This is a genomic window from Tenacibaculum discolor (assembly GCF_003664185.1).
Taxonomy (GTDB): domain Bacteria; phylum Bacteroidota; class Bacteroidia; order Flavobacteriales; family Flavobacteriaceae; genus Polaribacter; species Polaribacter discolor.
In genome coordinates, this window is the sequence record NZ_RCCS01000009.1 from 16,119 (window position 1) to 35,933 (window position 19,815).

The window sequence follows — 19,815 nt, forward strand, 5'->3', positions numbered from 1 at the left end:
TATTTTTTAAAAAGAAAGGTTGAATCCGAAAGAAATAATTTTTGGTATTGGTTGTGAGTATGGGCTACCAAAAGTTTCAGGGTCGAAATATCCATCGTAATCTGTTCCGAAAACAAATAGATTTCTTCCTTCTAGGTTAAAGCTTAATCTTGAAACATTCATACTTTCTAAGTACTTATTTGGCACATTGTATCCAAACTTTATGCTATTAACTCTTATGTATGAAATTTTATCTACCCAAATATCTAAATCTCTAAACGTATTACCTGAATCATAAGTATTATACCAACTGTAAACTAAATCTGTTTCAAAACCTGGTGTTGCACTTCCTATCAACGCTGGATAACTTCCTGTACCTGCTTTTAACACTTCTTTGTTAAAGTTGTAGTTCGGACTTACTTGCGTTGGATGATACGAAGGTGTTCTTCTAACCGTTTGATTTAAATTAAAGTTTGTAGCTATACTTAAACTGAAATCTTTATACTGAAATTTATTAATAAAACCTCCACTAAACTCAGGATCTCCATTACCTACATAGGTATATAAACTTCTATGCTCTTCTCTTGTTAACTGATTTCCATCAACTCCTTCTGATAAGTTATAAAAATCTACCGCTGTTACTTTCTTACCATCTTTCCAAAATAATGGTAATCCATTACTATCTAAACCTGCTGTTTTTATAGCAAAGACTGCGTTAACTCCATACCCTAATAAAGAAGGTTTAAAATCGTTATCTTTTATTTGAATTCTTTCTACAGTATTTTTATTATGAGAAATATTAAAGCTAGTTGTCCATGTAAAATCATCTTTTACAATATTTCTCGTATTAATTGCTAATTCAACTCCTTTATTACTTAACGTTGCCCAGTTTGTATTGATAAAATTGAACCCAGACTCTAACGGTATAGCTTGTAAACCAATTAGATCAGTACTTTTACGATAATAATAATCTGCCGATACATATACTCTGTTATTAAACATTCCAAGATCAAACCCAACATTTGATGAAACTGTTTTTTCCCAACGTAAATCTTTGTTTGGAGCTGAAATAACATTAATACCTTCTTCTGTTGTTCCTGGTAAAATAGTTACCTCATCATAAAGGCCTACAACGTAAGGAGAGGTAGATTTATCTATATTTCCTTGTACACCATACGAACCTCTAATTTTAAGTTCATTAATAGCTTCTACATTAAAAAAGTTTTCTTTTGTTACGTTCCAAGAACCTGCTACAGACCATAATGGTAAGTATCTAAATTTAGGATTTACACCAAATAAATTAGAACCGTCATATCGTAAACTTCCGAAGATTGTATATTTTCTATCATAAGTGTACGAAGCTGTTCCGAAGAATGATGCGTATGCATTTTCATTAACTGTTTTTCTATACGGTTCAAACAATTTATTCTTCAATGCTCTTTCATCAGTTATTTGTACAGTGCTTAATGTATTAGGGTTAAAACCAAATCCTTTTGTATGAATCTCTGTACGCTTATCTTCTCTAAACTCAGTTCCTAACATTACATCAATCTCATGGATATTATTAATTGACGTGTTGTAATTTAAAGTACTCTTCCAGTTGTATTGAAAAGCATCGCTATTCCAGTTTTGAATTATCCCTCCTTCTGGTAAGAAAAAAGCATTTTGTCCATTATCGTCTTGATATCTAGATCTAAACCTATATTTTCTTGTATAATAACTTTCTTTATCTGAAAATTTCTCTGTTTTATCAAAGTCAAATTGCATTCCAAACTGTGTGTATAGTTTTAAGTTGCTATTTAACTTATAAGTAAGATCTATAATTGGTTTGATAGAATACGATGTTAGCTCTTGATTTGTGTTTTGTCTTTCTTCTAGAGGGTTATATTTAAAACTTACACTTAAATCATACCTTTCAATTAAATCAGGATCATAATTAAAACTTCCATCTGCATTATATGGCGTAAAGTAAGGATTTACTCTTCTTGAATAATAAGCTGGGTTTGTGTAAGCGTCTGCTCCAGTAATATAAGATCTACTTCTATTTCTACTGGCAAAAACCGATACTCCTACATTTAACTTATCATTTACATCATAATCATTTTTAAACGTAAGGTTGTATCTATTTAAACCAGTACCTTTTGTTGTTCCTTCTTCATCAAAATATCCTAAAGAGAAGTAATATCTTGATTTTTCACTACCTCCTGAAAGAGTTAAGCCGTATTGTTGATTTATTGCTGCTTGGTATAACTCATTACCCCAATTAGCATTTTGATTTCTTAAATTATTGATTGCATTTTGTGCTAATGGATTTATACTTGAAAAACCATTGTTTTGAAAGTTATCATATTCTCCATAAGCTTGTAAAATACGAGATACTCCTCCTCTTTCGCTTTGGTAGGTTAAATCTGACCTACTAGCTAAACCTAATTCAAAATCTACTTTCTCAGAAGCATTCATTAAATTTAACTTATCAAAATCAGGTCGTAAGGTTAAGAAAGTACTTGCATTAAAGTTAACTCTCATTGTTCCTTCTTTACCTTTTTTAGTTGTAATTACAATTACTCCATTAGCAGCTCTTGCTCCATAAATAGAAGTTGCTGAGGCATCTTTTAATACCGTAATTTCTTCAATATCTTCTGGATTAATTCCTGCAATAGGAAAAGATTTTAAATTATCAATATTATCTTTATCTCTAAAGTCTTTTGGAATATCGTTTCCTTGTAAAGGAATTCCATCTAGAACCCATAAAGGATCTGAAGAACCATTTAAAGTTGAAGTACCTCTAATTTGAATTTTTGCTGGCGCCCCTGGTGCTCCACTAGTTGGTTGAACAAGTACTCCTGAAATTTCTCCCGAAAGCATTTGATCTATATTAGCAGTTCCTGCTCGTTTAACATCATCTGTTTTTATTTTGGCAAACGACGATGTAATTTTTCTCTTTTCTATTTTTTGATACCCCATTACAACAATCTCTCCTAAAAGCTCTTCTTTTTCTTTTAGTGTTATTATCATGTTGGTACTTCTATTTTCTACATTAATTTTTTCAGTTTCAAAACCTATGTATGAAATTATGATATACTTTGTCTCTTTAGGCGCTTTGAATGAAAAATTCCCGTCAAAGTCAGTAGTTGTACCAATCATAGAAGCCTGAATAACCCCATCTATATTGGTTTTATTTCCAATCATTTTAGTTGAAGCATAAATACTAACTCCTGGTAAAGTTTCATTTCTGGCTTCATCGATAACTGTTCCACTTATTGTCTTTGTGTTCTGCGCAAAAACTGAAAATGGTATAAGAAGCAGTAGGTAAATTATTTTTTTATTCATCATCTTAATTATTCAAATTATACTCTATTCTGGCTATTAAATCATTGTAGTGATTTTGAGTAGCCTTATCCCCTTTCTTTCTTTTCTTTTTCAATAATTTTAAGATTCTTTCTAATTCTGCTCTTTTATTTGAACCAGCATCTGACACTCTAGGTATATAAGTAAAGTGTACATTTTTAAATTCCTTCTGTTGGCTTGTTAATGTTGTTTGTTTTGTTTTCTTTAATAATATGTTTCTATCTACAGTTAATACGTCTACATAATTTTTTTGAGTCATACGATCAAACATGTCTAAAACTTTATTATTAATTGTTTTCTTAAAAACAGCTTTAAAAAGTTCATCGAATAAGTATTCTTCTGTAAAAGCTTTTTTATCATCAGACATTAATACTTTGTTTTCTGTAATTCGCATTAATCTATCTGTTTCAACAAGACGGAAAATCATGTTTGTCTGATAGGCTCGATGCATAGAGACCGGAGAGTAAAACCGTTCTCCATCTGGTGCATCTCTTACTGGATATACTTTATGAATTAAATCAGGAGTAAACAGCCATTTTTGCGGTAAAATTGCTTTACTTATTATATACTCTAATGATTTTTTTTGAACTTCTACAGGGACTGGTACAAAGGTATTTTTATTATCACCATAAATAGTATTGTTAATATAAATCCCTCCAATATTTGCCATAACATGATTATTGTATAGCACCCATTGATCTATAACTGCTTTATATAACTTTGACGCTCTATAATAATCTTTACCTTCCTCTTTTGTCCATCTTAAAATGTTTGGTACAATTCTTTGTAAATTTTTCAGCCCGTACTCACTTGCTTTTACTGCATCATCACCTAAATCTTCGCTTTGAGACCTTGGGTCTATAACTTTTCTTTGCTGGGGACCATAAAAATATAATGGATCATTTTCATGTTTTCTTATCCACTGGTTTAAAATTGGTAACTCTTCATGAGGTGTTTTCTCATCTAACCAACGGTATCCCCAGTTAATAGCATACTTATCGTACACTCCTATTTTCGGGCTAATTTCGGTTACATTATCACCTGGTTGTGCAACGTAATTGTATCGTGCATAATCCATTATAGATGGTGCCGTTCCTCCCATTTTTTCTGTAAAACTGGCTGATCTCAACGAATCTACCGGATAACTAAATGATGCTCCCATATTATGCTTTAATCCAAAGGTATGACCTACTTCATGAGAGGATACAAACCTTATAGACTCTCCCATTATTTCATCTGAAAAAACATTAGCTCTTGCTTCTGGGTTTATAGGTCCTGTTTGTACACGAATCCATTGGTGTAGCCCTTTCATTAAATTATGCCACCAAATGATATCTGACTCTAAAATTTCTCCACTTCTAGGATCTACTATTGATGGCCCCATAGCGTTTTGTCTTTCTGAAGCTACGTAGGTAATTACCGAATAACGAACATCATCAATATCAAAATTTTCATCTTCTTTGGTAACTTGTTTTACAACTACTGCGTTTTTAAACCCTGCCTGTTCAAAAGCTTTATTCCAATCATAAACTCCATTTTCAATATATGGTATCCATCTTTTTGGTGTTGCAGGATCTATATAATACACTATTTGTTTTTTGGGAATTACTAATTCACCTTTTTTATATCTTTCGATATCTTCTTTTTTGGGTTCAAGCCTCCAACGTGTAATTAATTCTCGATGTTCTACTTCATGCTGACTATCAGAATAATAATCCATTGGCTTACTAAAGTACCCTATTCTTTTATCTCCAAAACGAGGCTTCATTATATTAGTTGGCAACAAAACGATATTAGTCGTAACTCCAATAGATAAAGGTAGTGCTGCACTTTTCCCTTCAGATACAGAAGTTGTTAAAAGAGATTTTACTACTATGTTTTTAGAAAAAGTTTTTACTTTCTCAACCTTAGATAATTTTGTTCTAATACTACCACCTAAACCAATATTTGACAATAAATCATTAAAACTTTTATCTTTTCCGTTAAAAACCCTGTTTACTTTGATTAATGCTGTTGTTTTCTTTTTGTTTTCAGACTCAATTTTAAACTCCTCTATAATAGATTCCCCAAAATTATCATGTACCGAAAGTGTAATTGCATTATTTTTTGGTGAAGTTACTCTTGGGTTAATTGTTTTTACCCAAACCTTATTTAATACTGTGTCTTTATAAAATCTAATTAATTTAGTTTCATAAGCCATCCCTTTATTTAGTCCGTGTCCGTTTAGTGCATAAGGAACTTGAGAAACTTTATTAACAATTAAAAAGTCTTTTGAGAATAATGAATCTGGTATTTCAAAATAGATATCTTCTTTTAATCTATAAATATTAAACAATCCTTCTTTTTTACTTCCTTCTTTTTTTAATTTGGAATAAGATACACCACCACTATCTTTTATAGAATCTTTCTTTTCTTCTTTTTTTTGTGCAAAAACAGAAGTCGTAAAAATTACAAAAAGTAAACTAAGCGTTTTTAAATTAACATGCTTCATTTGAGAATAACCCTTCTTAAATTATTTTGATTAACAAGAAACCAAATGTAGAACTGAAGATGCGTTTTAAAAATTAAATAAGAGTGAAGTAGTTTTTTTAAGGAGTGAATTTTATTATTTTGATAATAAAGGAATATAACATTTAAATTCACCTTCAATTATTTCCGTCTTAAATGAATTTACACTATAAAATGCATAAAAATTATTCAAATAATTCAAACCCACACTATAGCTTGCTTCTTTTTCACCTTTTCTTGGATTATAATTGTTACTAACTACAATTACATCCTTTTCAATTAAAACTTTAACGAAAAGGGGGTTCTTTTTTGTTATTTCATTATGCTTAATAGCATTTTCCACTAATGTTTCTAATGCTAAAAAAGGAATCTTCTTCAACAGTGCTTTATTTTCACTATTATCTATAATACTTAAGTTTATACTATTATTAAATCTGATTTTTTGCAAAAAGAAGTATTGTTCTAAAAAGTATAATTCTTCTTTAACAGTAGCAAAATTAGCTTCTCTGTCTTTTAATAAGTATCTATAAACTTCAGATAGTCTTAGTACAAACTGCTGAGATGTTGTTTTATCTAAACCTATTAAAACATGTAAAGAATTTAATGTGTTGAATAAAAAATGAGGGTTTAACTTTTTTCGTAACTGACTTAACTGTAATCGTGCGTTTTTTTGTTGATATTGTTCATTACTTATAGCTAACCTTTTTCTTTCTTGCTCATACTGAAGTGTTTTTAAGTGCTGACTTCTTAATTGGCTTCGGGAAAAAGCTAATATTAACATAAAGGTTAGTAATGCCAATAAACTCATCCAAAGTAAATACTGCTTTATATTATTTACTGACTCTTTAATAAAAATATTTAAAGGAAAGCTTGTTATTAAAATTAATTCAGAATTACCCACCTGTATAACATCATAATAGCGCATCACCTCTAATTTCAAATATTCAGAAATTGCAGCTACTTTAACTTGTTTTTTCTTTTTGTAATCTTCCTGTTCAAAGTTTTTCATAACCTGATTCAACGAAACTTTATCAAAAAAAGAAGTCTCACGCTTTCCTATATACCCTATTTCAGGATGTAGCATACAAACACCTTCATTATTCGTTAAAGTAACATACCCTCCTTTTCCACTATATTTTTGTGAAAAATAATTCCAGTATTTTAACAAGTTAATATCATAACCAAAAACAACAAAAGTGCCATCTTGCAATTGATGTTTGATAATCTTTCGGTAATATGTTTTACCTCCTAAATTTAAAACTGTATCAAAAATTTGATTTTTATCTTCAAGAGATTTTGTTTTTTCTAATATATTTTTACCTGCATTGATGCTACCAAAAAAATAAGAATCTAAAACCTCTTTATCCTCTAAAAAATAAACAAAGCTTACATCTATGTTTTCTTCAGAAAAAGCTAACTCACTATTAAAAAGCAATCTATTTTTAAGCTCACTTTTATCTAAGCCTGCACTACTCTCAATAATTCTCTGAGTGTCAATAATGAATTTATTAAATTCATTAAAGTCAAATTGTAAAATACTTTCCTTTTCCTTTGCATACTGCTTTATAACAACCTCCATCAAACCTTCTGCTTCTGAAGTTATTTTATTAGTTATTAATCTATACCCAATAAAAAACAATACTATTAATGATACACTTGCTAAAAGGTAATATTGGTGCTTTCTTTTTTTTAACGGAAATTTCATGAAATTTAATTATCCAGCCACTTTTTAAACTCTTTAATTCTTTGAGCGCTCACTAAAAGCATCTCTTCTATATTTAAATTTGGTTGTAATTCTATTTTTACACGATTATTGCTGTATTTTGATATGCTATTAATCGCTGAATGTTGAATAATGTATTTTCTATTAATTTTAAAAAAGTATTTTTCAGATAGCTCTTCTTCCAAACTAGAAATTGTCCCGTCATAAAGATAACTTTCATTATCAAAAGTAAATAGGAATAAATATTTTCCCTGCGCCATAAAATAAGCTACATCTTCTCTTTTTATAGAAATAGATAGGCTTCCTTTTGACACCAAGAAACGTTCTTTTTCTTTTTGCTGCTGTATTTTGCTGTTCATTTGCAATAGTAATTGCTCTAGCTTATCAGTATAACCTTTATTCTCATTAAGATTTATATATTTTTCTATCGCTTTGTTAAGTAACTCTTTACTATACGGTTTTAATAGATAGTCTATAGCAAAAAACTGAAAGGATTTGATTGCGTACTCATCAAAAGCTGTTGTAAAAATAATAGGAATTGAAGTTTTCAAACTCTCAAAAATTTCGAAACTATAACCATCGCCAAGGTGAATGTCACTTAGAATTAAGTCACAAGTGTTTTTTTGAAGCCAAAGAATCGAATCTTCAACACTTTCCAACCGCTTTTTTACAGAAATTGGATGTGAACTTTTAAGCAATAAATTTTCTAGAGAAGATGCCGCTAAATCTTCATCTTCTATAATAACTACATCCAATGTCTTCATTTCTAAATTAGGTTTTAAGAGGTATGCTCAAAAGTATTAAATTATTTTTATCTTTAATTAAAAGTTATGTTTATGCTAACTTATAAACAGTTACTTTTTAGCTGAAAGATAAACAACACCTAATAAAGAAATCTATTTTAGGATTAATTATGGAAGTTAAAACTTGGTTTAACGATTATTACAACACTCGCTTCGCTTTAATAAAAGCACGTTTCCAATAGTTTTCGTGTAGTGAAGTTACAATAACCCCTCGTGATGTAGTTGAATGTATAAAACGAATATCTCCATTATCTACAGAAGTTACTAATCCAACATGATTTACTCTACCTCTTTTTCTTGAAGTTTTAAAAAATAGTAAATCTCCTCTTTGAACCTCTCGTAACGAAATGTTTTCTCCTTGTACGTACATTTGGTGTGATGTTCTTGCTATAGGTACGTTTCGTTGTTTAAATGATGTAAAAATTAACCCAGAACAATCCATTCCTCTTTTAGTCATTCCACCAAAACGATATGGCACACCTTTATAAGTTACTGCAGTCCATACAATTTTATCAGCAACGGTTACATCTTCTTTTTTTGTTAATGTTTCACTGGTTTTAATATCCGTATCTTCTACTTTTTTAGGAGTAACTGTTGAAACTCTTTTTTGATAAGTCGTACTAACATTTTTTGATGATCCACAAGAAATCATTAAAAATGATACCAAACATATAAAGAAGACTATTTTCATCATGCTAATTTTTATTTTTTTAACCCAGCAACAATCAACTTTGCTGTTTTTGCAGAGGCTCCTTTTCCTCCTAATTTTTGTTCCAAATCAAAGTATGACAAAAACAATTGCTGACGATGTTCTGATTCTAAAATACGAGTTAATTCATGTTGTAATTTTTCTTTAGTAAAATCGTTTTGTATTAACTCTTTTACTACTTCTCTATCCATTATTAAATTAACTAACGATATATATTTTAATGTTATTATTCGTTTGGCTATTTGATATGAAATGTTGCTTCCTTTATAGCACACTACCTGAGGTACTTTAAACAATGCTGTTTCTAAAGTTGCTGTTCCTGACGCTACCAAAGCAGCATGTGAAATACTCAATAAATCATAAGTTTTATTATTAATGAATTTCACATTTGAATCTCCAATTATTTCTTGATAAAACTCGTAAGATTGACTTGGTGCTCCTGCCACTACAAACTGATATTGTGGAAAATTCTGTACTAATGAGAGCATTACCGATAACATTTTTGTTATTTCTTGCTTTCTACTTCCTGGTAACAGTGCTATAACCTCTTTATGTCCCAGATTATGTTCTTTTCTAAACTTTTCGATAGAAACTTGTTCTCTTCCTGCAATTCCATCAATTAAAGGATGCCCTACAAAATGAACATTATAGCCATGCTTTTTATAAAACTCTTTTTCAAACGGAAGAATTACAAACATTTGGTCGATATCTCGTTTAATATCTTTAACTCTACTCGCTCTACTTGCCCAAACTTGAGGTGAAATATAATAATTAGTTCTAAGACCTTGCTTTCTTGCCCATTTAGCAATACGAAGATTAAAGCCTGAGTTATCAATAAAAATAATTACATCAGGATTGAATTGAGCAATGTCTTTTTTACAAAAAGAAATCATTCCTAAAATCTTACGTAAGTTCATCAACACCTCAACAAACCCCATAAAAGCACGTTCTTTGTAATGCTTAACAAGTGTACCTCCAACTTCTTGCATTAAATCTCCTCCCCAAAAACGAATATCTGCTTTTGGGTCCTCCTTTATTAAGGCCTTCATTAAATTTGCTCCATGTAAATCACCCGAAGCTTCACCTACAAGAATGTAATATTTCATGTATTAAAATTAGAAAAACTTTAAAAATGCTGTTAATAAAGCTACAGCAATTGTAGTTATTAACACTCCTCTTGCTCTATAATCTTGTTTCTTTTTTAAAAACACCCAAAAAACAAATAAATTAGGTATTGCTGCTAAAGCAATTACAGATCCTAATACTCCTCCTTCTCTTATCATAGAAATCGTTTCTGAAATACTAAGTTCTGAGATGTACTCTACATAAATAAAAAAGCCACAAGTTGTTGCCAACAATGAAACTATAATTCCTATTAATATTTCTTTTTTTATATGTCCCATGTGTGTAATTTTTGAATTGCATGATGCGCTGTCATATCAAATTGAACTGGCACAACAGATATAAAACCATTTTCTAATGCCCAAACATCAGTATCCTGCCCTTTATCTCTGTTAATAAATTCTCCAGAGAGCCAATAATACTCTTTTCCAAAAGGACTTTTACGTTTATCAAACGTTTCTTTCCAATATCCATTCGCCTGTCTACAAATACGAATTCCTTTAATCTCGTTTTCTTTTAACTTAGGAATATTTACGTTTAAAATTACACCATCTGGTAATCCATTTAACAAAACATTTAACGCTATTTTTTCGATAAACTTACGTGCTGCTCTAAAATCGGCATGCCAATCAAAATCTAACAAAGAAAAACCTATTGCAGGAATACCTTCAATACCAGCTTCAACAGCAGCGCTCATGGTTCCTGAATAAATTACATTAATTGATGAGTTTGACCCATGATTAATTCCTGAAACACATAAATCTGGTGTGCGATTTAAAATTTCATTTTTTGCCATTTTAACGCAATCAGCTGGAGTACCCGAACAACTGTACTCAATTTGTGGACCTTCATCAATAGTAATTGGGTTACAGTGTAACACGTTATTCACAGTAATAGCATGTCCCATTCCGCTTTGCGGACTATCAGGTGCAACTACAACTACATCCCCAATTTTATTCATAATTTCAATTAACATACGAATACCAGGAGCAGTAATTCCATCATCATTCGTAACTAAAATCAAAGGTCTATCTTGCATAGTAAGTAAGTTTTACAACAAATGTAACATAAAAAAAGGATTCTATTTTTAACATTTTGTAAAGACAGATTGGTTCATTTTATGTGTAAAATTGTGGTAATCAAACTCAAGCGTTATGGTACGGATTATTGTTTATGTTACAGTTTTTGTTATTTCTTCTTTTTTTTCAATTATTTCAGCACAAAATCCCCCAACAAAACCTTGTAATGAAGTAAACTATACCCAGTTTGATTTTTGGGTCGGAAATTGGAATGTTTATAATACACAAGGAAAATTAATTGGTCATAACAACGTTATAAAAATGCCCAATGCATGTGCTATTCAAGAAAATTGGAGTTCTAAAACATCAAAAAGTCAAGGAACTAGTTATAACTATTATAACAAAACAGATAATACTTGGAACCAAGTTTGGATTGATAACACTGGATTTTCACTAGTTTTAAAAGGTTATTTTAAAGATAATACTATGACTTTAAAAAGTAATCTTGTAAAAAATGACAAAGGCAATTATTACAACCAAATTACTTGGACAAAAAACAAAGATGGTTCTGTAACTCAAATTTGGGATTATCTCAATGAAGACCTTAAAAAGACTAAAGAAGTTTTTAGAGGCATTTATAAAAAGCAATAAAACTAAAAAATTGGCATTATTTTAGTAGCTTAGCAACACAACGACTCAACACAAATTAAAAAGACAGAAGGTTTTATGAAGACGAAGTTTATTATACCATTTTTAGCAATCACCCTTTTATTTTCTAACTCTGTTAGTTCGAATACACTTCCTAATAACGATCCTGAAAAAGACCGTGTTATTGTTTACGTTTTAAAAAATATTTTAAGTAGATACCATTACGTTCAAAAAAAGTTAAATGACGATTTTTCTGAACACGTATATACTACATTTATTGATGGTCTAGACCCTAATAAGCGTTATTTTACTCAAGAAGATTTAAAAGAATTTTCTCAATACAAGTATCAAATAGATAATCAACTAAGAGAATCTAATATTGATTTTTACAAATTAGTATATAAACGCTTTTTAGAAAAGATGGAGTCAGGTAAAAAGACCTATCGTTCATTATTAAAGCAACCTTTTAACTATAAGAAAAAGGAAGTTATTGATATTGATTATGACAAAGTTCCGTATGCTAAAAACGAAACCGAGTTGATTGACTATTGGAGAAAGCAATTAAAATTATCTATTTTAAGTAATATTGAAGATGCTGAAAATCAACAAAACGAGAAAGCAAAAAAAGATAAGAGCTTTAAAAAGAAAAGTTTTAAAGTTTTAGAAGCTGAGGCACGAAAAAAAGTCTTAAAAAATATGGACGACTTATACATGCGTATAGGTGAACTTGAAAACTCTGACTGGTATTCTACGTTTTTAAACAGCGTAGTAAGCGGTTTTGACCCACATACAACTTATATGTCTCCTCGAATTAAAACACGTTTCGACCAAGAGATGTCTGGTAAATTAGAAGGTATTGGAGCTCGTTTACAGAAAAAAGGAATTTACACTCACATTGTTGAATTAATTTCTGGAGGACCTGCATGGAAACAAGGTGAATTAGAAGCTGATGATATTATTTTAAAAGTTGCTCAAGGAGATGAAGAACCTTTAGATATTGTTGGAATGCGTTTGGATGATGCTATAAAGTTTATCAAAGGAAAAAAAGGAACAGAAGTTCGTTTAACTGTAAAGAAAAAGATTGATGGTTCTATTAAAGTCATCCCAATTATTAGAGATGTGGTTGAGCTTGAAGAAACTTTTGTGAAATCTAGTATAGTTGAAAAAAATGGTAAAAAATACGGAGTCATTAACCTTCCTAGGTTTTATATAGATTTCAACGACTTAAGCCGTAGAGATGCAGCAAAAGACATGGAAAAAGAAATTGAGCGTTTGAAAGAAGAAGATGTTCAAGGTTTAATTGTTGATTTACGTGATAATGGAGGAGGGTCTTTAAAAACAGCTATTGAAATTGGTGGTTTATTTATCAACAAAGGACCTATTGTTCAAGTTAAATATCGTGGTGAAGAACCTTTAGTAAAAGTTGATACTGATCCAAAAATTCAATGGGAAGGACCATTAGTGGTAATGGTAAATGAATTTTCTGCTTCTGCTTCAGAAATTTTTGCTGCAGCAATGCAAGACTACAAACGTGGTGTTATTATTGGCGGTAAACAAACTTATGGAAAAGGAACTGTACAAAATGTTTTACCTATAAACCGTTTTTATGAGCAATATCCTAATGATTTAGGAGCTTTAAAAATGACCATTCAAAAATTTTATAGAATCAATGGTGGTTCTACTCAAATTGAAGGAGTATATTCTGATATTTCTTTACCTACCAGATATAGTTATATGGATTTTGGAGAACGTGATTTAGATGGTGCTTTACCTTGGGATAAGGTGCAACAAGCTAAATATACCACTACCAACTCATATAGTAATTTTGCAGATGTTGTATACAATAGTAAGCAACGTGTAATGAACAACGAAAAATTTAATAAAATAAATGACTATGCTAAGTGGTTAAAGAAAAACCAAGACGAAAGAGTGTACTCTTTAAACTATGATGCTTTTAAAAAGGAAAGCGAAGCTAAAACTAAAGAAGGAGAACAATTTAAAGACATTTTTAAATTTGATTCACACTTAACATTTGTTTCACCTAAATACGAGTTAAACCTATTTAAAAAGGATACTGTTTTAGAAGAAAAACGTGTTGCATGGCATAAAAACCTTCAGAAAGATATATACATAAATGAAGCGCTAAACGTACTAAGCGAATTAAAAATGAACAACAACCATGTTGCTGTAAAACATTAAAAAAAAGGGTTCATTTGAACCCTTTTTCTTTTTTCACTCTTTTTATGCTAAAAAACACTTTTTTAAACTTGTTAGCTACCTACTCAAACGATAACAGTCTCAACATCTTGTTATGGAAAGAAATAGTTGAGAGTTATTCTGATAAAAAGAGATACTATCACACATTAGAACACCTTGAGAGTTTACTTATTCAACTTACTAAAATAAAAACCGAAATAAACCATTGGGACACAATTTTATTCACGCTGTTTTATCATGATATCATCTACAACTCTTTAAAAAGTAATAATGAAGAAAAAAGCGCTGAATTAGCTATTAAAAGAATGAAACAACTCTTAGTACCCACAAAAATTATAGAAAATTGTTATTCTCAGATTTTAGCTACTAAATCTCATAAAACCTCTGAAGATTCAGATACCAATTACTTTATTGATGCTGATTTATCTATTTTAGGTCAAGACTGGGAAGTATACACTCAGTATTATAAAAATGTACGAAAAGAATATGCTATTTATCCTAATATGATTTATAACTCAGGTAGAAAAAAAGCATTACAGCATTTCCTAAGGATGGAAAATATATTTAAGACAGAATATTTTTATCTAAAGTTTGAAGAAACTGCTCGTATAAATATTCAAAGAGAAATTGAGCTTTTATAACAGCTCAATTTTAACTACTAACCCTTCATTAGAACGAACATTAAACACTGTTTCATCCTCAAACATTAAGTATTGTCCTTTAATACCTACCAATTTACCTGTGTATGTTTCTTCCTTTTCTAAACTTAAGCTTTTAGGTTTTTTAGGAAACTTTTCAACTGGAAACTGAATATTCGTTTCAGTATTATTAGCTATGTAGTATTCTTTAGCTTCATCAGGAATAAACTCTTGTAATTTTTCTCGCCATTCAACCAAGTTTTCATCCTTAATATCGTTTTTCAGCATGGTTCTCCAATTTGTTTTATCAGCAACATGCTCCTTTAGGGCTACCTCGGTAATCCCTGCTAAATAACGATTAGGTACCTCAACAATTTCAATGGCCTCATGTGCCCCTTGATCTATCCAACGAGTTGGTACTTGTTGTTTTCTCGTTACTCCCACCTTTACATTACTTGAATTTGCTAAATACACAATGTGTGGTTGTAACTGTACCTTTTTTTCGTACTCCAAATCTCTATCTTCTTCTCCTAAATGTGCTTTACTTAATTCAGGACGCATTATCCAATCACCTGCAGTTGGAGTTTCAAAAAAGCATTTTTTACAAAAACCTTGACGATAGATTTTTTTTTCTAAATGACAGTTTAAACACTCATAGGTAACAAAAGTCAAGGTTAACTCCTTATTCAATAACTGATTCATATTCAAAAAATCAGCCCCCATATCTAAATAGTATTGAACTGTACTTAAATTTTCAGTAGGCATTTTTTTTAAAACTCCTTGGTATTGCATGTCTTAAATTTTGTTACATTTAGCTTCACAAAATTACAGTAAAAAAATTGAATTAAGAGTTAATCTATGACGTTTCCATTTATAAATTCCATCATTTCTTGGTTCTTAAAAAAGCGTAAACATCAAGTGGAATTATTTTTAAAATATCCTATTGATGTTCAGAATGAGCTATTACTAAAGCTTGTAAGTGCTGCTAAAAATACTGAGTTTGGGAAACAACAAGATTTCTCTTCAATTAAAAGTTATACTGACTTTGCTAACAATGTTCCCATTCAACGTTATGAAAGTATTGAACCACTTATTGAACGTTGTAGAAAAGGAGAACAAAATTTATTTTGGCCTACGCCTATACGTTGGTTTGCAAAATCAAGTGGTACTACTAATGCAAAAAGCAAGTTTATCCCTGTAAGTGATGAAGCTATTGAGTATTGTCATTTTAAAGCAGGAAAAGACATGTTATGTTTATATATAAACAATAACGAAAACGCAAAGCTTTTTACTGGTAAGGGACTGCGTTTGGGTGGAAGTTCAGCAGTATATGAAGATAACAACACTTATTTTGGTGATTTATCTGCAATAATTATTGAAAACATGCCTTTTTGGGCAGATTTTAGCTCAGCTCCAAGGCAAGAAACTGCATTGATGGGTGAATGGGAGGCAAAAATGGAAGCTATTATTAATGAAACTATTCATGAAAATATTACAAGTTTAGTTGGTGTTCCTTCTTGGATGTTAGTTTTATTAAATAGAGTATTAGAGAAAACAGGAAAGAATAATATTTTAGAGGTTTGGCCTAATCTGGAGGTTTACTTTCACGGAGGAATAAACTTCAATCCATACAGAGAACAGTATAAGAAACTCATTCCAAGAGACGATTTTAAATATTATGAAACCTATAATGCATCAGAAGGTTTTTTTGCTATTCAAGACCGAAATGATTCTGATGAAATGCTATTAATGTTAGACTACGGAATTTTTTATGAGTTTATTCCAATGAGTGAATACAATGGAGAAAACTCTAAGGCTATTCCTCTTTCTGAAGTAAAAAAAGATATTAATTACGCCATTATTATTACCACAAACGGTGGCTTATGGCGTTATTTGATAGGAGATACCGTTAAGTTTACCTCAACCGATCCCTATCGTATAAAAATTACTGGACGTACTAAACATCATATTAATGTTTTTGGCGAAGAGTTAATTATTGAAAATGCTGAAGATGCTTTAAAAGTAGCTAGTGATAAAACCAACTGTGAAATTAAAGAATATACTGTTGGCCCTATTTTTATGAATGGTAAAGAGAATGGTGCGCATGAGTGGATTATTGAGTTTAAAAAAGCTCCTGAAAACCTCACCTTTTTTACTGAAGAGTTAGATAATGCTTTAAAAAATTGTAATTCTGACTATGAAGCTAAACGTTATAATAATATGACTTTAGCAATGCCTAAGATACATCAAGCCCGTAAAGGTTTGTTTTATGATTGGATGAAAGAAAAAGGAAAATTAGGTGGACAACATAAAATTCCTCGTTTATCAAATAATCGTGATTTTGTTGAGGAGCTTTTGAAATTATAAACGTACTACTCTGTTTTAATTTTAATAGGCAATTGATATTTTGTTACTACTGGAATCCCTCTTTTAGTAGCTGGACTTATTCTTGGGAGTTTTTCTATTGCTAACTTTACAATACTATCTAATTCTGGTAATTGATTGGTAACAGTATCAGGTGTAGTTAGTTCAACTAAAACAAACTCCCCTTCCTTATTAATCAAAATATCAATTAAAACTTCTTCATCTAAGCTATTTTTAGTAACAAAATTATGTTGTTTTAATTTAGTTGTTATTCTTCTATGAATTTCTTTTCTAAAACAATTGGCTTTAGCTTCATCTAGTAAATCTTTACATTTATAAAAAGAAGGAGATATATCTACTTTTGTAAAATCTACAATAGTATCCAAAGCTTGTGCACTATTCTTTTTTGGGTATGAAAAGAAGTCGCAAGAAGAACATAGCAAAGCACAAATTAAAAAAGCCACATAGCGAAAACTCATCTTATTGATTTTAAGATGAATATACAAAATTAAATACTATTGTAAAATCTCTCCTTGTAAGAAATAGTACTTTTTAATTTCTTTTAACCTTTCTTTAGCGTGCTTAGTTAATACAGAATCTTTTCTTTCAAAACGGTTTACATAATTTTTATAATGTTTGTAAGCTATTCGTTTATCCTTGTAATAGTCTTCACTAGTTTTTGCTAGTTGGTACAATGCTTTATAATTTTTCCTATTCTCTTCAAAAGATTTTTTATATGATTTAAGTTCTTCTTTAGGGTTACCTAATTCTTTATAAACTCTTGCTAATTGATAATATTCAACATCTCTGGGTTCTTTACCAGCAAAAGTTGCCACCATATAATCTAACTGAGCTTTGTAAAATTTTTTCTTTTCAAAATTAATATCACCTAGATAGGTATAGGCTTTAAAATCTGATTTATCTATTCTTATGGCTTTATTAAAATACTTTTTTGCCTCTTCGTATTTCTTTAGATTAAAATAACTACGCCCTAGCATTTTTTGCGTGTAATGTTCGTTGGGTTCTATAGTATCTATCCTTTTTAAAAATTGAATAGCCTCAGTAAACTTTTCTTCTCTATATAAATTATTAATTTTTAACTTATTTAAATTAATATGATTAGGGTTTACTACCAAGCCTCTATTTATAAATATGTTTGCTGAATCTTTATCATGTAATAAAGTATAAGCTAATGCTAAGTGATGAATAGATTTAATGTGGGTTGTATCATTTTTATAAGCCTCTAAAAAACTGTTTATTTTTAGATTTCGTTTTTTTAACATTCCATAAGCAATTCCCAAACGGTAATGATAATTTGCATTCGTGCTATCTTGCTTAATAATATTTTTAAAAGTATCAATCGCTTTGGCTGGTTGCTTTGTTTGTGCATACAATTTTCCTAACTGATACTTTATAAGTAAGTTTTCAGCATCTTTACTTATAATACCTTCATAAACATCAATAGCTTTTTGTAGCTTTTTCTCTTTTTTATATGCTTTTGCCAACCTTATTTTTACTGAATAATCATCTTTTAACTCCAATGCCTTTTCATAATATAAAGAGGCTTTTTTATAATTATCAATTGAAGCGTAAATAGATGCTACTTTTGAAGTTGATTGAAAAGTAGTATCTAACTCATGTAACTTTGCTAATGCTGTTTGGTAGCGTCCTATATTTACTAAACTATCAATAGTTTTAAAAGCCGAAACTTGCGCCTCGACTTTTATAATTCCTACTACAAAAACAATAAGTAAAATTTTATTTTTCACGTTTCTATTTTGGGTGTTGTTCATTGGTTATCTGTGACCAAGATAATTATTTTATTTCACCTCAAAAGTAATTGGTAGAGTGTACCCTACTCGTACTTTTTTTCCTCCGTGTTCACCTGGTTGCATTTGTGGCAATTTTTGTGCCATTTTTTCTTTAATACTAGATAAGGATTTCTTCCTTTCTAAGCAATTACTTTTTTATCTTTTCCGATTTAAAATTGTATATAAATTCTTCGTTTTTCTAAAGACAATCCCTATTTGTTTTAGTTAACAAGTATGTAACAAAGCTTTCATATCTTCGTCTTATCTATAAAAAAGTTAATGGATATATTTTTAGTTATACTCGGTTTTGTATTTGCTTGTCTAGGAATTATTGGCTCATTTTTACCAGTATTACCAGGCCCTATTACTAGCTGGGTAGGTTTGTTATTATTACATTTAACAAAAGTAGTTCCTCAAAATTGGACATTTTTAGGAATCACTTTAGCTATTGCTGTCATTATATTTTTTCTTGATTACTTTATCCCTGCAATGGGAACTAAACGATTTGGAGGCACGAAATATGGAGTATACGGTACTACTATTGGTTTAATTATTGGATTACTCTCCCCTATTCCTTTCGGAATTTTAATTGGCGCTTTTGTAGGTGCTTTGGTTGGTGAATTAATTTATGATAGTAAAGACACTAACAGAGCAATCAAAGCATCATTTGGTGCTTTCTTGGGCTTTTTAGCTTCTGCTACAATTAAATTTTCTATATCTATAGTATTCTTAGTACTGTTTTTTGTTAAGTTCTGGGAGTATAAAGCCGCTTTTTTTTAGGAAAAAGTTTTTTTTTACATTTTAATTCTAACTAATAACTCTAAGATTTCTCTCTTCGGTCGAAATGACGATTAATTATTTAGCCCCGATTGAAGCATTTGTTTGAGCTCCTCGTAGAGAGCGAGTGCGGAAAGCGGGAAACAGCT

General features: G+C 30.2%; 16 protein-coding genes. 5 read left to right on the forward strand and 11 right to left on the reverse strand.

Features of this window, described 5'->3' with window-relative positions:
- Positions 1-6: 6 nt before the first annotated feature.
- The 8 genes from C8N27_RS12180 to surE form a co-directional block, all read right to left on the reverse strand.
- Complete coding sequence (locus tag C8N27_RS12180) at positions 7-3,312, reverse strand: SusC/RagA family TonB-linked outer membrane protein (RefSeq protein ID WP_317125080.1); 3,306 nt, start codon at positions 3,310-3,312, stop codon at positions 7-9.
- Between the two features lies 1 nt (position 3,313).
- A complete protein-coding gene (locus C8N27_RS12185; RefSeq protein ID WP_121147607.1) occupies positions 3,314-5,818 on the reverse strand; it encodes a zinc-dependent metalloprotease in 2,505 nt (834 codons plus the stop codon).
- 114 nt (positions 5,819-5,932) lie between these two features.
- Positions 5,933-7,540 (reverse strand): sensor histidine kinase, encoded by a 1,608-nt coding sequence (locus C8N27_RS12190; RefSeq protein ID WP_099215443.1) that lies wholly within the window; start codon positions 7,538-7,540, stop codon positions 5,933-5,935.
- A 5-nt stretch (positions 7,541-7,545) separates the two neighbouring features.
- Positions 7,546-8,313, reverse strand: coding sequence for a LytR/AlgR family response regulator transcription factor (locus C8N27_RS12195; protein ID WP_099215682.1), 768 nt, complete (start codon positions 8,311-8,313; stop codon positions 7,546-7,548).
- Positions 8,314-8,500: 187 nt separating this feature from the next.
- A complete protein-coding gene (locus C8N27_RS12200) occupies positions 8,501-9,055 on the reverse strand; it encodes a C40 family peptidase (RefSeq protein WP_121147608.1) in 555 nt (184 codons plus the stop codon).
- An 8-nt stretch (positions 9,056-9,063) separates the two neighbouring features.
- On the reverse strand, positions 9,064-10,176 hold the full coding sequence (lpxB, locus tag C8N27_RS12205; protein WP_121147611.1) for a lipid-A-disaccharide synthase: 1,113 nt from the start codon (positions 10,174-10,176) through the stop codon (positions 9,064-9,066).
- A gap of 9 nt (positions 10,177-10,185) precedes the next feature.
- A complete protein-coding gene (locus C8N27_RS12210; RefSeq protein WP_099215446.1) occupies positions 10,186-10,473 on the reverse strand; it encodes a hypothetical protein in 288 nt (95 codons plus the stop codon).
- Positions 10,461-11,231, reverse strand: coding sequence for a 5'/3'-nucleotidase SurE (gene surE / locus C8N27_RS12215; protein WP_099215447.1), 771 nt, complete (start codon positions 11,229-11,231; stop codon positions 10,461-10,463). The genes C8N27_RS12210 and surE overlap by 13 nt, the downstream gene beginning before the upstream one ends.
- Positions 11,232-11,346: 115 nt before the next feature.
- On the opposite strand from surE, the gene C8N27_RS12220 reads away from it, so the two are divergent.
- The 3 genes from C8N27_RS12220 to C8N27_RS12230 all read left to right on the forward strand — a co-directional run bounded on the left by C8N27_RS12220 (position 11,347) and on the right by C8N27_RS12230 (position 14,717).
- Complete coding sequence (locus tag C8N27_RS12220) at positions 11,347-11,862, forward strand: hypothetical protein (RefSeq protein ID WP_121147614.1); 516 nt, start codon at positions 11,347-11,349, stop codon at positions 11,860-11,862.
- Between the two features lie 75 nt (positions 11,863-11,937).
- Complete coding sequence (locus C8N27_RS12225; RefSeq protein ID WP_099215449.1) at positions 11,938-14,058, forward strand: carboxy terminal-processing peptidase; 2,121 nt, start codon at positions 11,938-11,940, stop codon at positions 14,056-14,058.
- Between the two features lie 44 nt (positions 14,059-14,102).
- Complete coding sequence (locus C8N27_RS12230; protein ID WP_121147616.1) at positions 14,103-14,717, forward strand: HD domain-containing protein; 615 nt, start codon at positions 14,103-14,105, stop codon at positions 14,715-14,717.
- On the opposite strand, the gene C8N27_RS12235 is transcribed toward C8N27_RS12230, so the two are convergent.
- A complete protein-coding gene (locus tag C8N27_RS12235; RefSeq protein WP_121147619.1) occupies positions 14,712-15,506 on the reverse strand; it encodes a DUF2797 domain-containing protein in 795 nt (264 codons plus the stop codon). The genes C8N27_RS12230 and C8N27_RS12235 overlap by 6 nt on opposite strands.
- A 66-nt stretch (positions 15,507-15,572) precedes the next feature.
- Between C8N27_RS12235 and C8N27_RS12240 the strand changes: the two genes are divergently transcribed.
- Positions 15,573-17,081, forward strand: a complete 1,509-nt coding sequence (locus tag C8N27_RS12240) for a GH3 auxin-responsive promoter family protein (RefSeq protein WP_121147622.1) — start codon at positions 15,573-15,575, stop codon at positions 17,079-17,081.
- A 5-nt stretch (positions 17,082-17,086) separates the two neighbouring features.
- Here the strand turns inward: C8N27_RS12240 and C8N27_RS12245 are convergent, their stop codons facing one another.
- Together C8N27_RS12245 and C8N27_RS12250 are read right to left on the reverse strand one after the other, a co-directional pair.
- A complete protein-coding gene (locus C8N27_RS12245; RefSeq protein ID WP_099215452.1) occupies positions 17,087-17,557 on the reverse strand; it encodes a hypothetical protein in 471 nt (156 codons plus the stop codon).
- Between the two features lie 36 nt (positions 17,558-17,593).
- Positions 17,594-18,847, reverse strand: coding sequence for a tetratricopeptide repeat protein (locus C8N27_RS12250; RefSeq protein WP_121148017.1), 1,254 nt, complete (start codon positions 18,845-18,847; stop codon positions 17,594-17,596).
- 321 nt (positions 18,848-19,168) lie between these two features.
- Between C8N27_RS12250 and C8N27_RS12255 the strand changes: the two genes are divergently transcribed.
- Positions 19,169-19,669, forward strand: coding sequence for a DUF456 domain-containing protein (locus C8N27_RS12255; RefSeq protein ID WP_121147624.1), 501 nt, complete (start codon positions 19,169-19,171; stop codon positions 19,667-19,669).
- Positions 19,670-19,815: the final 146 nt, after the last annotated feature.

Coding starts and splice junctions, on each gene's coding strand:
- C8N27_RS12255 (WP_121147624.1), top strand. CDS start 19,169: ATGGATATATTTTTAGTTATACTCGGTTTTGTATTTGCTTGTCTAGGA.
- C8N27_RS12245 (WP_099215452.1), bottom strand. CDS start 17,557: ATGAGTTTTCGCTATGTGGCTTTTTTAATTTGTGCTTTGCTATGTTCT.
- lpxB (WP_121147611.1), bottom strand. CDS start 10,176: ATGAAATATTACATTCTTGTAGGTGAAGCTTCGGGTGATTTACATGGA.
- C8N27_RS12180 (WP_317125080.1), bottom strand. CDS start 3,312: ATGATGAATAAAAAAATAATTTACCTACTGCTTCTTATACCATTTTCA.
- C8N27_RS12235 (WP_121147619.1), bottom strand. CDS start 15,506: ATGCAATACCAAGGAGTTTTAAAAAAAATGCCTACTGAAAATTTAAGT.
- C8N27_RS12185 (WP_121147607.1), bottom strand. CDS start 5,818: ATGAAGCATGTTAATTTAAAAACGCTTAGTTTACTTTTTGTAATTTTT.
- C8N27_RS12200 (WP_121147608.1), bottom strand. CDS start 9,055: ATGATGAAAATAGTCTTCTTTATATGTTTGGTATCATTTTTAATGATT.
- surE (WP_099215447.1), bottom strand. CDS start 11,231: ATGCAAGATAGACCTTTGATTTTAGTTACGAATGATGATGGAATTACT.
- C8N27_RS12240 (WP_121147622.1), top strand. CDS start 15,573: ATGACGTTTCCATTTATAAATTCCATCATTTCTTGGTTCTTAAAAAAG.
- C8N27_RS12190 (WP_099215443.1), bottom strand. CDS start 7,540: ATGAAATTTCCGTTAAAAAAAAGAAAGCACCAATATTACCTTTTAGCA.
- C8N27_RS12220 (WP_121147614.1), top strand. CDS start 11,347: ATGGTACGGATTATTGTTTATGTTACAGTTTTTGTTATTTCTTCTTTT.
- C8N27_RS12225 (WP_099215449.1), top strand. CDS start 11,938: ATGAAGACGAAGTTTATTATACCATTTTTAGCAATCACCCTTTTATTT.
- C8N27_RS12210 (WP_099215446.1), bottom strand. CDS start 10,473: ATGGGACATATAAAAAAAGAAATATTAATAGGAATTATAGTTTCATTG.
- C8N27_RS12230 (WP_121147616.1), top strand. CDS start 14,103: ATGCTAAAAAACACTTTTTTAAACTTGTTAGCTACCTACTCAAACGAT.